A 13,110-nucleotide genomic window follows, 5' to 3' on the forward strand; every position below is an offset into this window, starting at 1 on the left:
TCAATAATCAAAATCTGCTATAATTCTACGAAGTTTTTGGATCAATATGCAAGCATAATAACTATAGGAGTCCATAATGATAGAATTTACCGGAGTCAGTAAGGTATATCCCAACGGAACAAAAGCCCTCAATGATGTAAACCTCAAAATTGAAGAGGGGGAGTTTGTAGCCATCATTGGTTTATCAGGAGCTGGGAAATCCACTTTGCTACGTCTCATCAATCAGCTGATTCCGGCGACATCAGGAAAAATCAGCTTTGACGGCATCAATGTAACCACAGCCGGTGGAAAAGAATTGCGAAATGTCAGACGGCAGATCGGAATGATTTTTCAGGGTTTCAATATCGTAAAACGGGCGAGTGTCCTGACCAATGTACTTTCAGGAAGGGTTGCCTACCATCCCACCTGGAAAACGATCCTTGGATTATTTCCCGAAGAGGATAAGCAAATTGCCTACCGGGCTCTGCAAAGAGTAGACATTCTTGAAAAAGTTCACAGCAGAGCCAGTGACCTTTCTGGAGGACAACAGCAGAGAGTAGCCATTGCCAGAGCACTGGCCCAGGAACCTCGTCTCATGCTGGCAGATGAACCGGTAGCCTCTTTGGATCCCATTACAACCATACAGGTGATGGATTATCTCAAGAAGATCAATGCAGAAGACGGTATCACCACTATTGCAAACCTTCACCATGTCGACCTGGCCCTAGAATATGCCAGCCGAGTGGTGGGAGTCAAAGAGGGACATATCGTCTATGATGTCCAAATCAAAGATATAGAAAAACAGACATTCCTGAATGATCTTGAGAAGGTGTATGGGCGGGCCATTCATAACGACGAGATTCTGGGAGAGGAGTAATGGAAAAAATCATTATTCCCAAGGCCAACCACCTGAAGCGGAATTCGACCATCTTTATCATTGTGTTCCTGATTGTAGGAAGTGCTGTTTTTGCCGGATTCAACCCTCTGGAAGTTATCCAGAATTTCAGTAAGGGAAAAAGACTTCTTGGCAGAATGTTCTTTCCTCCTGACTGGACCTATACCATCAAGGTAATCCCTCCGCTGTTGGAAACCATTCGCATGGCGGTTGTAGGAACCTTCATTGGTACGGTCATAGCACTTCCTGTTGCCGTTTTTGCTGCGGGCAACTTTTTGAAAAACCCTTGGATCAGCCAGCCCTTAAGACTGGTATTGAATATCTTTAGGACTATCCCGGCCATGGTGCTTGCCTCTCTCTTTGTGGCAGTGTTCGGTATTGGTCCTTTTAGTGGTGTTATCGCCCTGTCAATCTTCTCCTTCGGCCTCATATCAAAACTGACCTATGAATCCATAGAAGCCATAGATTATGGACAGGTAGAAGCCCTGATGTCTTTAGGTGCGAACAAACCCAATATTCTCCGTTACGCCATAATCCCTCAAATACTGCCGCAATACATGTCCTACACTCTTTATGGATTTGAGGTAAATGTCAGAGCCGCTGCTGTTTTGGGCTATGTAGGAGCCGGAGGGATCGGTCAGACCTTTGAACATAACCTTGCCTGGCGAAACTTTGACAGAGTGGGAGTCATTATCGTTATCTCCTTCGCTGTGGTACTCATCATTGATTTAATCAGCTCTCATCTCAGGAAAAGGTTGGTGTAATGGAAAATATAATTGTAAAAAAAAATATCACCCCGGGTCAGTTCCTATACAGAGTTATAAACTATGGGGGCTTAGTGCTCCTCATACTCTGGGGAATGCTGGGAATTCCCTATAAAGGAGTCATGGCGTCGGCACAGGGGACAATGGAGTCTCTTTTAAACGGCATTGTCCATCCTGATTTGGGCTATCTGGCAAATTGGACCATAGATGGTCTCCCCTTTGCCATCGTTGAAACCATTGCCATCGCCATCAGCGGAACCTTTGTCTCGGCTGTTATATCCATCCCGTTTGCACTGTTGGCGAGCCAGAACATTGTAGGCCGGAGAGTCTCTTTGGTGGGCAAATTCTTCATCACCATGATCCGGACATTTCCGGAACTGATCCTGGCCCTGATCTTCATCAGTGTTGTGGGACCCGGAGCACCGGCGGGGATATTGGCATTGGGAATTCATTCTATAGGAATGCTGGGCAAGCTTTTCAGCGAAGCCATCGAAAGCATGGACATGGGGGTTAAAGAAGCCCTTGAATCCTGTGGGGGGTCAAGTATGGAGGTTCTGTTCAGAGCCGTTTTGCCCCAGGTCAGTCCTGAATTGATTTCCTACACCCTCTACCGCTTTGAAATAAATATGAGAGCGGCATCCACTCTCGGCCTGGTCGGAGCGGGAGGAATAGGAGCACCTTTAATTTTTGCCATCAGAACAAGAGCCTGGCCACGGGCTATGATCATTGTTATGGTATTAGTCGTAACCGTATCGGTGATTGATATGATTTCCAGCAGGATCAGAAAAGGACTCGTATAAAAATGAATATATTACTGGTAAACGATGATGGAATTGAATCTCCCGGAATTCAGTTTTTGGCCGAAGTCATGAAAGAAATCGGGAAGGTTTTTATTGTCGCACCCCACACACAGCAAAGTGCTATAGGCCATGGCATCACCATCCATGAACCCTTCCGGGTTCATCATCGGAATGAACTGTTTGAAGGAATCGAGGCCTGGAGCCTGGAAGCAAAACCCGCCGATTGTGTTAAATTTGCATTCTATGCCCTGGCACTGCCCATTGACCTTGTGGTTTCCGGTATTAATGACGGCCCTAACTTGGGAACGGACATTACATATTCAGGAACACTGGCCGGAGCCAGTGAGAGTATTATCTGCGGGGTTCCAGCCATCGCCCTCTCGGCGGACTTTGCAAGCCTGGAGACCGTAAAGCCCTATTTAAGGGAGACTCTAAAAAGCGTTCTTGATGCAAAAGTCGTCGATAAAAACAGGGTTATAAATATCAATTTCCCTAAAAAAGAGTTCACTCAATTCAAAGGGTTCAAAATCACAGAAATGGGAGAGCGCCCCTTTAACCATCAATTTGTTGAGGAAAATGGACTGTATTGGTCGAGGGGCAATTGGGATTGGGTTGAAAATGGTCCAGAAACAGACGTATGGGCCTGGGAAAACGGATATGTATCCATCTCCCCGATCCAGATCAATCGAACAGATTTCGCCTATATGGATATTTTGAGAGAAAAATTGTAATGCCTCAAAAACAACTGCCGCTGGCCCAATGGCTGCCCTATAAAGAGGATAGAAACGCCCGACACGGAGGACGCAGTTTCTATTTTTTTGACCTGGATGACAACATCCTCCAAATGGATACAAAAATATTCTTGTTTCACAAAGAAACAAATGAAGAGATAGAAATCAGTTCTGCCGAATTAGCTCAGAATATGAAGTCCATAGGCAAACAGGGCAAATATGCGGATTACTATATACATCGCAATGATGCCATTGGTTCATACAGGAATTTTCAGGACAGAAGGATCCTTCCATGGGATTCCAGAAAGAATGCAAAACAGGCGATTGAACATGATTTGAACAGCGCCCTTGAAAAACCCGAATGGGAGTGGCATGGCCCGAGCTGGAATCATTTCTTCTACGCGGTTCTCAATGGCAGGCCTGTTTCAATAATCACTGCCAGAGGACATAATCCCAGAACAATAAAGCGGGCCCTGAATATCCTCTATGAAAAAAGATTTTTACACCGAAAACCCAATATTCTCACGATTTATCCTGTTTCGAATCCTAAGGTTAGACGGAAACTGGGCGATCCGGGTCTCAACAAAGCCATTGCTCTTCTCAAAAAAGAAGCCCTACTAAAATCAGTAGAAATAGCCTTTAAAAAGTACGGCAAGAACCCCCATCACCGCTTCGGTGTCAGCGACGATGACCCTCTCAATATAAAAGAAATAACAGCTACCCTCGTGGAAATAAAAAAGAAATATCCCCAGAATGCCTTCTTTGTTATTGATACCTCAGAAGGAAAAGTCCAGAAAACCGAAATTTTTGAAGATCATCTCATTCATTCTGAAAAGATTGAGCTGGTAGATGCCCTCAATTATCGCCTCTTTGATTTCTAAGGATTCACTCAATATGTATGGTTTCATTCTGTTTAGGCACTCCGGTTGTAAAACCAAGATCATTAAGATGTTTTGCAAAGTTCTCAATGGTGCCTTCTTCTCCATGAACAAGGTACACCTTCCTTGGTTTTGGAGTAAAAGCCTGGAGCCATTGAGTCAGTCCTTTTTGGTCCGCATGGGCTGAAAAACTCCCGATCCGCTGGATTTCGGACCTTACTTCAAAGACACGGCCCATCATCCTTATTTCTTTGGCCCCATCCAGGATAACCCGCCCCAAACTACCGGGTGCCTGATATCCGACAAAAAGAACTGTATTCCTAGAATCTCCAATTCCATGTCGCAGATGATGCCGAATACGTCCAGCCGTACACATCCCACTTCCGGCGATGACAATAGAAGGTTCATCCGACTTGCTTATATCCTTGGAATCTTCAGTTTTTGGAGTGCATTTTAAACCTGGAAATGAAAAAGGTTGATCTGTTCTTGCCTTTGCATCAGCATCATATACATCCCGATGATTTTTAAAGACTTCCGTCACTTTTATGGCTAATGGGCTATCAAGGTAAATGGGGACCTTTGGAAAATCAGGATTTTTAGTCTGCAGTTCGCTTAAGGTATAAAGGAGTTCCTGAGTCCGCTCCAAAGCAAAGCTCGGAATGAAGACTTTCCCCCCCCGGCCGATGGTATTTTTAATTATTTCCATGATCTGCTTGTCTCTCGGCAATCGGGTATCATGAAGACGGTCACCATAGGTAGACTCGAGAAAGATATAATCTGCCTTCTCAATCAGCGTTGGATCTTCAATTATAGGGACATCATTTTGTCCTAAATCACCGGAAAATACAATTTTTTTTTGTTCATCCTTTTCTGTGATGAGCAATTCAACAATGGCTGATCCTATGATATGACCGGCATCCTGGAGTATGAATTCCAAGGTATTACCCAGTTTCAGATGCTTTCTGTACTCTACGGGAGTCACCAAAGGCAAGACCTTTTCGACATCTTCTGAGGTATAAAGAGGATCTCTTGGTGCCAAACCAGCCCTGACTCTTCGTTTATTTTCATGCTCCGTATCTTTTTCCTGGATATAGGCGGAGTCTCTCAGCATGATGGGAATTAAATCGGCTGTAGCTGGAGTGGCATAGATTTTACCAGAGAACCCCTCCTTAACCAGCTTGGGAATCAAACCGCAATGGTCAATATGTCCATGAGTAAGAAACATAAAATCCAGGACTTTCGGGTCAAAGTCGAAAGCTTCAAAGTTCCGCCGTGCTAAATCCTTCCCCCCCTGAAACAACCCGCAATCTATCAAAAATGAAAATTCTTGTGTTACGACTCTGTGGCAGGACCCTGTGACAACCTGAGCGGCACCATGACTTGTGATTTGCATTTCATCCTCCAATGAGACAAATTATATTCTTTCGCGACGAACAGTGCCAATTTTTTAATATGATTGGCTGCCTATTGAGAGCTATTGCTCAAATTTTTTTATTGAGTATCAAGAATTTCAAGAAATATTCTTCCAGTGTTTGTGTCGGACCTTTTTCATTCTTTTGCTGCCTTAAAATACCGTCGTTCCGTCTCCTTAAAAAGCTTTGATACAGTTGAAGAGCCTGAGGTTTATTATATCGGTCCTTCCGATCTCGGAGCATCTGAGGTGATTCATTGAGCAGTTTTACGATAATTTCTGTTCCTTTGATTCGATCTACTGCAGAGATTTGATTCTCTTTCATGTAGTTCCTTAAAAGTCGGATTTCCTCACTCCTTAAATCAAATAGAAATTCTTCCAGTGACTCGCCCTGTGCATTGGAGATCGTAAAATACCAATGAAGGAAATCGTTCCAGAGTGGAGACAAGAGAAAATTGAGACGCATCAACTCCATGACACCGGCGAGAGTTCCCAACACAGGAACTATTTTTTGTCGGGCCTCCCAGAGCTCTCGTATAAAGGGAGCAAATAACTCAGTTTTGTACTTAAACCGGTTTTCCCACAATTGTATCAGCTCATTGGCAACAAACTTTGAAATATGGTCATCAGTAGTCATTCTCGAAAGCTGAGATTTGTACAGCTCCTCTGCCATAAGAGTAAACAATACGTCAGAATAAGCCTCTTCGACCTGACCCTTCAGTGTGTTCAATTCAGAGAATTTGTATGTCAGCTTGACTAAAAATCCCCAAAAATGCAGATTGCTGATCGTAAAACCGTAACCCAGAATCACCCTGGTAGGCAGGTTAACCACCTGATCGATGCCATTTCCACTAATTTTTTTTATCAAGGTTTCTCTACTGCGATTTTCCCCAAAGATTTTAAGATCTCTTGTGAGTCCAGGAGAACGCTGAACGACTGATGCAAGCAATACAAGATCGGACTTTTGATTCAAAATCAAAGTGGATAAAGCCGAGTATTTCCCATCGAGGAATTCTATAATCTTATCAATAAGAGATTCTTCTATCTCCGAAAAGATTGAGAGCTCTATTTGAGGAAACAGAAGATTCTTGGAGACGGGCATTTTGTCTATTCTCCTCCTGGTTGAGGGTGCTCAATCTCCAATATCTTTAATTTGATTTCTCCAGAAGGAGCATAACAGGTCGTAATATTACCCACAGCTTCTCCAATGAGTGCTGTGCCTAAGGGAGAAAGGATAGAATATAAATCCTTGGCTGAATCGGCAAAGGCCGGAAACACGATGGTAGCAACATGGGCTCCCCCATTCTCTAGGTCCTGGTAGGTGACCCTTGATTTAAGAGTGACATTTTTCATATTGGGATCATTGACCTTCCCAATCTTGGCTCTCTCCATCTCTTCCCCCAGCTCCCTCATATAGGGGGTATTTAATCTGTGGGTTGTTTTGAGTTTATTTATTAGCAAAGTTAGACTCTTATAGTCTTGTTCATTTAATATGATCCGTTTATTGGTCATTCCAACACCTCCTGCAAAGACTAACACTCTACATCTGACCTTGGTGAAGGACAATCTGAATTTACCCTGCAGGATATTTACAGGTTTTCTACAGGTTTATAAGGTAGGTCTGTAAGTTGACGGCTTTACCATTCAAATCAAGTTTTTTGCGGATAGTACATCTATGCCGTTCTACTGTTTCGATGCTGATACCTAGGAAATCTGCAATTTCTTTACTGCCTATACCTTTTGCCACAAAACCACAGATTTCCAGCTCTCGAGGAGTGAGAATGGATAAAAGAGGACTAAAGTTCTTTCCCCCATTGGGAAACCCCTCAAGCTCGGATTGGATCATGGCAACCAAAGCCTTGTTGTGTTCCGGTATTTTTTGGCTCAATTGATTCAGCAATGGAAAAATCAAAGTTCGAATTTGAACCTGCATTGCCTCAGTATCTTTGTCTCTCTCCTTCTGCAACCTTGTGAGGAGCTCTGAGAGAGTCGTATTTTTTTCTTTGATGGCCGCTTCATTTCTTAACCTCTGGATAGCGGCAACACTGAGTTCAACTGCAGATTTCAGCAGATGCTTCTCCCTAAGTACGAGACGGCCCTGATTGGTAGTAAAACGAAGATGCAAGATGAGTTTTTCTTCTTTATTGAGCATTGTTTCTGCAATAAAGTCAGATTCCCCAAGCTCCTGAGGAGTCTCTGTTACCGGTACAATTTTCAGGTCTATGACAAGGGATTCAGGGGAAGTCATTGCCTTGGACAATTCTATCGATATTTTTCTTAGCAGTGGTTCTTCCATCCCTGTATAGCTTGTAAAAAGAGGAGTAAGACGGTAAAGGCAATCCAACTCCTTTTCCCGTTCTCTTAATTCATTTGCAAGTTTCATATCAACGACATCCATTTTGCTTTTAACCTTCCAAAGAGAAGAATAACACACAATGCTAAAATTGATACTGCTGATAATTACCGAGATGATAATCGTCATTCTAAAAGAGTAAGCTCCACCCTTCTTGAACATAAGAAGGGTGATACATGCAGAAGATTCAAGTTTGCTCAGGTTGACTCCAGCTGTTAAAACACGTAAGTATTATAAATCTACAAATACTCCTGAACTGATTCCGGGATATTTTACAAAGCATTGGGAGAAAATATGGTCTTAGGCATTAGTTCAAGTGGAAGAGAGAACGGGGTGACCTCTCAGGCTGTCAAAAAAGTCCTTGATTCTACCGGACAGGAATACGAATACATTTCACTCTCTGGAAAAGCCATAAGAGGCTGCACAGGCTGTCTCGGCTGTGCCAGAGATAATATTTGTAAGGTGAAGGATGATTGGAATTTAATCGGCCAGAGGATGAAAGATGCCGATGCCATCGTATTTGGCGGGACAAACTACTTTAATATGCTGAACGCACTGGGTCAGGCCACTCTGGAAAGGACCTTTTCTTTCAGACATATGGAACGCTTCCTCTTGGCTGGTAAACTCGGAGTCATTGTGAGTTGTGGATACAACCCTCAAGACAACCCTGTGAAGAATACAATTAAAATGTTTATGGAATCAGCAAAAATGTCTGTAATTGGTTCAGTTGAAGTTGGCGGATATTCTCAGTGTTACTCCTGTGGTCCTGGTATTGAATGCGCCGTGGGTAACATCGTCAAGGATCATGGCTTCATATCAGAAGTTCTTGAGGAACATCTTCCCAAGGATTTCAATCAACAGGAAGAGGCAAACCTCGAAGCATACAAAGCCGGTAAGATTCTGGGGTCCATATTAAGAGCCAGATCCCAAAGTTGATAGAAGATTCATCAATCGATATTTCACGTTCCTGAACTGATATTAGTTTTTCCAGAAAAATAAGAATAACTCCTCACGGACTCTTTGACAAATGGTCTGACTATCATCCATGGATTCTGTTTCATTTTTTCTTTTCGAGCTCTTTCAATTCGGCAGAAAGAGACTCGATCTTAGCGAAAATAGCCATAGACGGTTCGTGATTGATTGCTCCTGGAGTCAGTTTTTCAGCATTATATATTTCTGCCCCTAACTCCTCAATTTTCTCCTGAATGCGTTTCTTATGATTGAAAACATTTATTTTTCTCTGCCCTTCAGTCGTTAATTCTTCGGCTTTCTTGCCGACAGTTTCAGCACCATCTTTGACATTTTCAAACCCGTCTTTAATTCCCTTTGAGATGTCGGCTTTCATTTTTTTCCAATCAATCATAGTGGTATCTCCTCTTCCTTCTGTTTCTTTTAAGAATACTCTATCTGCATCCTGAATACAAAAGTGATTAGGATTAAGAAAGCCAGAATACCTTGGCTTGTGCATACACTTCTAAGGGAGATTTTTTCCAAAGACAGCCATTTTCAACGACTTTTTTCCTTGTAGCCTGTAAGCCTGACAGCATTGATGATTACCAGTAGGACAGAAAATTCATGGACCAGCATCCCAAAAGACAAGTGAACACTTCGGACTAATACTCCTGCCAGTAAGAGGGAGGCGACAAGGAGAGCAAAATAGATATTTTGTCTCATATTTCTTACCGTGCTGCGGCTTAATCCAATGACGTAGGAGAGCTTATCTAGCTCGGATGACATGAGAACGACATCTGCTGTTTCTATGGCAACATCCGATCCGGCGGCACCCATGGCAATTCCAAGGTCTGAGGATGCCAAAGCAGGAGCATCATTCACACCGTCTCCAACCATGGCAGTTCTCCCGTACTTTTCCTGCAGATCTCTCAAAACACGGACCTTATCCTCAGGAAGGAGTTCTGAAAAATACTCATCCAGGCCTAGTTCATTGGAAATGGCTTTTGCAGATCTGTCATTATCACCGGTCAACATGACGATGTGGCGGATTCCAACAGACTTCAGCTTAGAAACCGCATTTTTGGCATCCCCTCTTACCCTATCAGCTATGGTAATAATTCCGAGGATTTTTTCTGAATTGGCCAAGAGAACCTGTGTGTGACCCTTTCTTTCTTGGCTCAGGATCTGCTCTTCTATTTCATCAATACGGATTGATTGATCCATCATCAATTTTCTATTGCCAAGATAATACCTTACTGAATCCAGAGTAAAAGAAAGACCTTTCCCTGTTATAATTTCTGATTTTTCAGGTAAACTCTTACCAGGTCCTGAGACTTCCCCAGCCTTTTGAATGATCGCTTTGGCCAGTGGATGCTCAGAATAGGATTCACCCGCCGCTGCGATACGCAGGACCTCGCGTTCTTTAATCCCAAAAGCCTGTATTCCTGCAACACTCGGCTTTCCATATGTAAGAGTTCCTGTCTTATCAAAGGCAATCACCTTGACTGTTCCCAATTTCTCCATAATTTCACCACCCTTCACTATGACCCCAGACCTGGCACCGTTTCCAATCCCGGCAACAATGGATACAGGAGCAGAGATGACCAGGGCTCCGGGACAGGCAATGACTAAGAGGGTAAGAGCCAGAACAATATCTTTTGTGACCAAATAAAGAGACAGAGACAAGAGGATGATTGCCGGAGTATAAAACCTGGAGAATCTTTCCAAGAATTGCTGGGTTTTTGCTTTTGAATCCTGAGCATCCTCCACCAATTCTAGAATTTTTGCAAAGGTTGTATCATCCCCGACTTTCTCTGCACTGATGATAAGATAACCAGATTCTATGATTGTTCCCGAAAAGACATGTTCGTTCACCCCTCTGTTTACAGGAAGAGGTTCTCCGGTTATAGCAGACTGATCAATATAACCAGACCCTTCAAGAATGGTACCATCAACAGAAATTTTTTCACCAGGTTTAACAATAACATGATCTCCTTTCATGACCTCTTCTGGGCGAACTTCAATCTCTTGACTTCCTTTTCGTACACGGGCCTTCACCGGAGCCTGATCCAACAGTGTTTTAATGGAAGACCTCGTCTTCTCAATTGTTCTGGATTCCAGATAGTCGCCAAGCATAAAAAGAAAGGTAACTGCAGCGGCTTCCCAGTATTCTCCGATAAGAACAGCTCCGACAACAGCAATGGTTACAAGGGCATCTATTCCAATAATTTTATACCTCAAGGCCACAAGCGCTTTCTTAAAAACGGGAATACCGGCAAGCAGGGCGGTTACCAGCATAAAACAGGTTGTAATCAGAGTGTCAGCTAAGAATTCTTTTAATACAAAAGATATGGTTATCAGCACTACGGCAATCCAAAGTATATTTTTTTTGGTAGGTTTTTTAATGATCATTTTCACCCTTCTTTTAAAAGCTATTTTTCACCAAGGACGTTGTATCCTAAGCTGATGATCTTTTCTTTGATTCTTTCTGACGCGATTTCTTTCTCGTCATATGACACCTTGACTCTTGATGAATTGAATAGAACCTGAGATTCGGTGATCCCGGAAATGGTCTTCAACATCCCTTCGATCTTAGCAATGCAACTGGGGCAGGAAACAGTTTCTAATTGATATGTTTTTTTAGCCATGATGGCCTCCTAAATCATTTGATAATAGGAATAATATTCCTGGAGGCCCTGAAAAAATGTGATCCAAATCACCAAGTGCAAATTAATTTCGTTTAAACATAGCTGGAGACAATGAGATTTATGAAGCCACCAGACCTGGATGTTTTGGTTTGAGGGCATGTAATACTTCTGAACTCTTTGGAAGTTTTCGTACTCTGCCATTGGAATCAAAAACAGTTAAATCTTTGAGAACCTTTAGATCGGATCTCTGCAAAACAACCCATTGCTCTCCAGCATCTGAATAGGGAGAAAATTCTTTCATCACACTATCAAAACTGAAAAAGCCATCTTTATGTTCTATAGCCGGATAGTAGTTTTTTCTGATTAAATTCAAACTTGCCAAATTCAAGACAGTTTTAATAATGAAGGCCCAGCAGCTGTCTGTAATGGCAAGAGAAACTCCTGGAAAACCGAGCCGGAATGACAATAATTCAAAGTGGTTTCTGTTCTCGGGGCGCTTATATGGGGGCAGAAAAAGATACTGGTCTGATCTAGATTTTTTGAATGGCAGTCTGAATGATTCAAGAGGTATAAAAGCATCTGGTCTAATATCTATTGTATTCAATCGATAATCATAGGCTGCGGAACAGAGTTCATCCCAGTTGATATCAACATCAAACGCATTTTCAATTAATTTGTACTTTCTCTCAAACCAAATGATCATCTCAGTATCAAAGCGTATAATGGTGGTGAATCGTTCTGTGTTGAATGCTTTGACATACCAGCATGTATGAGCATCATAGGACTTGCAGATCAAACTTTGATCTGCAGATTGATGAATTTGACATTGCCCTCCCGGTTTACTCAGAAACTGGCAATCTCTTTTGAGATAGAAATTCCATTCACCCGTTTCTTTTAAAACTGGAAAAATACCGTTATAGGAAGAAGTCAATATGAGATTGATAAAATCGCCCTGGTTATTTAATCTTAACGGTGCCAGAGGCAGATTTTCACAACAGTAAATTTCGGGGCAATGAGAACATGGTGAATCGTCCCAAGGGTCTTGTCGAATTTTAAGAGAATCTGAAAAATCCATTTTTTCTTTCATCAGATATAATCTCCTATCAAGTTTGGTATACTCCAATAATGGACTTCTGTACAATAGCTGTCGATTTGATATAATCATTGAAAGATCAGCCTGTACAACCTTAGGTCAGATGTCCCAGCTGTTGACCTTATTAAGGACTATGAAAGAATGATACATAAAGAATACCTGACCAAAGAAATCATTGATGAATTGGAAAAACGAAACCCTGAAATCCATATGGGTCTTGAAATACCTCCTGCCGTATTTATCGATATGAAAGGATCGGTAGGTCAATTTTCCAAATCAGAGAACTCCCTTGTCTGCTATTTCCCTGTATTGGAAAATCAATTGAATCCCTTTGGAAATATGCAGGGAGGAGTCATTTCCGCTGCAATTGACAATACCATAGGCCCCTTAAGCATGCTGGTTGCAGATCCAAGCGTCACTCGTCATTTAGAAGTAAAATATAAGAGGGCCATCACTCCTGAAATGGAAAGGATTACAGTAACCGCCCGGCTGTTCAAACAGGATAAGAAGTTTCTGTTCTTCACATCTTCTGTAACAGATTCAGAAGGGAACGTACTGGCGACAGCCAAATCGACACATTTTATTATAGTTTAGACAAATTGTTAAA

The 13,110-nt window shown here is 42.4% G+C and carries 15 protein-coding genes; 7 read left to right on the plus strand and 8 right to left on the minus strand.

Going from position 1 to position 13,110, the window contains the following annotated elements:
- Positions 1–76 precede the first annotated feature (76 nt).
- Genes phnC through EXM22_RS13365 form a run of 5 tightly spaced genes read left to right on the plus strand, consistent with a single transcriptional unit; the run spans position 77 to position 4,050 of the window.
- Positions 77–856, plus strand: a complete 780-nt coding sequence (phnC, locus tag EXM22_RS13345) for a phosphonate ABC transporter ATP-binding protein (protein WP_149487006.1) — start codon at positions 77–79, stop codon at positions 854–856.
- A complete protein-coding gene (gene phnE, locus EXM22_RS13350) occupies positions 856–1,638 on the plus strand; it encodes a phosphonate ABC transporter, permease protein PhnE (protein ID WP_149487007.1) in 783 nt (260 codons plus the stop codon). Before phnC ends, phnE (EXM22_RS13350) begins: the two co-directional genes overlap by 1 nt.
- Positions 1,638–2,438 carry a phosphonate ABC transporter, permease protein PhnE gene (gene phnE / locus EXM22_RS13355; protein ID WP_149487008.1) on the plus strand — a complete coding sequence of 267 codons (801 nt, stop codon included), beginning with the start codon at positions 1,638–1,640 and terminating at the stop codon, positions 2,436–2,438. The genes phnE (EXM22_RS13350) and phnE (EXM22_RS13355) overlap by 1 nt, the downstream gene beginning before the upstream one ends.
- A 2-nt stretch (positions 2,439–2,440) precedes the next feature.
- Entirely contained in the window at positions 2,441–3,169 is a 729-nt protein-coding gene (gene surE, locus EXM22_RS13360; RefSeq protein ID WP_149487009.1) for a 5'/3'-nucleotidase SurE, read from the plus strand.
- Positions 3,169–4,050, plus strand: a complete 882-nt coding sequence (locus tag EXM22_RS13365) for a hypothetical protein (RefSeq protein WP_149487010.1) — start codon at positions 3,169–3,171, stop codon at positions 4,048–4,050. The genes surE and EXM22_RS13365 overlap by 1 nt, the downstream gene beginning before the upstream one ends.
- 4 nt (positions 4,051–4,054) lie before the next feature.
- On the opposite strand, the gene EXM22_RS13370 is transcribed toward EXM22_RS13365, so the two are convergent.
- From EXM22_RS13370 to EXM22_RS13385, 4 genes are all read right to left on the minus strand, one after another.
- Positions 4,055–5,440 carry an MBL fold metallo-hydrolase RNA specificity domain-containing protein gene (locus EXM22_RS13370; protein ID WP_149487011.1) on the minus strand — a complete coding sequence of 462 codons (1,386 nt, stop codon included), beginning with the start codon at positions 5,438–5,440 and terminating at the stop codon, positions 4,055–4,057.
- Between the two features lie 88 nt (positions 5,441–5,528).
- Complete coding sequence (locus tag EXM22_RS13375) at positions 5,529–6,560, minus strand: hypothetical protein (RefSeq protein WP_149487012.1); 1,032 nt, start codon at positions 6,558–6,560, stop codon at positions 5,529–5,531.
- Between the two features lie 5 nt (positions 6,561–6,565).
- Positions 6,566–6,970: a GreA/GreB family elongation factor gene (locus EXM22_RS13380; protein ID WP_149487013.1), complete on the minus strand. Its 405-nt coding sequence runs from the start codon at positions 6,968–6,970 to the stop codon at positions 6,566–6,568.
- Between the two features lie 88 nt (positions 6,971–7,058).
- The gene (locus EXM22_RS13385; RefSeq protein WP_168203503.1) at positions 7,059–7,940 is read right to left on the minus strand and encodes a helix-turn-helix transcriptional regulator; all 882 of its coding nucleotides are present in this window, start codon (positions 7,938–7,940) and stop codon (positions 7,059–7,061) included.
- 165 nt (positions 7,941–8,105) lie between these two features.
- Between EXM22_RS13385 and EXM22_RS13390 the strand changes: the two genes are divergently transcribed.
- A complete protein-coding gene (locus EXM22_RS13390) occupies positions 8,106–8,747 on the plus strand; it encodes a flavodoxin family protein (protein ID WP_149487015.1) in 642 nt (213 codons plus the stop codon).
- A gap of 121 nt (positions 8,748–8,868) precedes the next feature.
- Here the strand turns inward: EXM22_RS13390 and EXM22_RS13395 are convergent, their stop codons facing one another.
- The 4 genes from EXM22_RS13395 to EXM22_RS13410 form a co-directional block, all read right to left on the minus strand.
- Positions 8,869–9,174, minus strand: a complete 306-nt coding sequence (locus EXM22_RS13395) for a hypothetical protein (RefSeq protein ID WP_149487016.1) — start codon at positions 9,172–9,174, stop codon at positions 8,869–8,871.
- Between the two features lie 143 nt (positions 9,175–9,317).
- Positions 9,318–11,174, minus strand: coding sequence for a heavy metal translocating P-type ATPase (locus EXM22_RS13400; protein WP_149487017.1), 1,857 nt, complete (start codon positions 11,172–11,174; stop codon positions 9,318–9,320).
- A 20-nt stretch (positions 11,175–11,194) separates the two neighbouring features.
- Entirely contained in the window at positions 11,195–11,410 is a 216-nt protein-coding gene (locus EXM22_RS13405) for a heavy-metal-associated domain-containing protein (RefSeq protein ID WP_149487018.1), read from the minus strand.
- A gap of 118 nt (positions 11,411–11,528) precedes the next feature.
- Positions 11,529–12,497, minus strand: coding sequence for a hypothetical protein (locus EXM22_RS13410; protein WP_149487019.1), 969 nt, complete (start codon positions 12,495–12,497; stop codon positions 11,529–11,531).
- A gap of 147 nt (positions 12,498–12,644) precedes the next feature.
- Between EXM22_RS13410 and EXM22_RS13415 the strand changes: the two genes are divergently transcribed.
- Positions 12,645–13,097, plus strand: coding sequence for a PaaI family thioesterase (locus tag EXM22_RS13415; protein ID WP_149487020.1), 453 nt, complete (start codon positions 12,645–12,647; stop codon positions 13,095–13,097).
- The last annotated feature ends 13 nt before the right edge of the window (positions 13,098–13,110 follow it).

Origin of the sequence: Oceanispirochaeta crateris (genome assembly GCF_008329965.1) — a bacterium.
GTDB lineage: Bacteria > Spirochaetota > Spirochaetia > DSM-2461 > DSM-2461 > Oceanispirochaeta > Oceanispirochaeta crateris.

Coding starts and splice junctions, on each gene's coding strand:
- phnC (WP_149487006.1), top strand. CDS start 77: ATGATAGAATTTACCGGAGTCAGTAAGGTATATCCCAACGGAACAAAA.
- phnE (WP_149487007.1), top strand. CDS start 856: ATGGAAAAAATCATTATTCCCAAGGCCAACCACCTGAAGCGGAATTCG.
- phnE (WP_149487008.1), top strand. CDS start 1,638: ATGGAAAATATAATTGTAAAAAAAAATATCACCCCGGGTCAGTTCCTA.
- surE (WP_149487009.1), top strand. CDS start 2,441: ATGAATATATTACTGGTAAACGATGATGGAATTGAATCTCCCGGAATT.
- EXM22_RS13365 (WP_149487010.1), top strand. CDS start 3,169: ATGCCTCAAAAACAACTGCCGCTGGCCCAATGGCTGCCCTATAAAGAG.
- EXM22_RS13370 (WP_149487011.1), bottom strand. CDS start 5,440: ATGCAAATCACAAGTCATGGTGCCGCTCAGGTTGTCACAGGGTCCTGC.
- EXM22_RS13375 (WP_149487012.1), bottom strand. CDS start 6,560: ATGCCCGTCTCCAAGAATCTTCTGTTTCCTCAAATAGAGCTCTCAATC.
- EXM22_RS13380 (WP_149487013.1), bottom strand. CDS start 6,970: ATGACCAATAAACGGATCATATTAAATGAACAAGACTATAAGAGTCTA.
- EXM22_RS13385 (WP_168203503.1), bottom strand. CDS start 7,940: ATGACGATTATCATCTCGGTAATTATCAGCAGTATCAATTTTAGCATT.
- EXM22_RS13390 (WP_149487015.1), top strand. CDS start 8,106: ATGGTCTTAGGCATTAGTTCAAGTGGAAGAGAGAACGGGGTGACCTCT.
- EXM22_RS13395 (WP_149487016.1), bottom strand. CDS start 9,174: ATGATTGATTGGAAAAAAATGAAAGCCGACATCTCAAAGGGAATTAAA.
- EXM22_RS13400 (WP_149487017.1), bottom strand. CDS start 11,174: ATGATCATTAAAAAACCTACCAAAAAAAATATACTTTGGATTGCCGTA.
- EXM22_RS13405 (WP_149487018.1), bottom strand. CDS start 11,410: ATGGCTAAAAAAACATATCAATTAGAAACTGTTTCCTGCCCCAGTTGC.
- EXM22_RS13410 (WP_149487019.1), bottom strand. CDS start 12,497: ATGAAAGAAAAAATGGATTTTTCAGATTCTCTTAAAATTCGACAAGAC.
- EXM22_RS13415 (WP_149487020.1), top strand. CDS start 12,645: ATGATACATAAAGAATACCTGACCAAAGAAATCATTGATGAATTGGAA.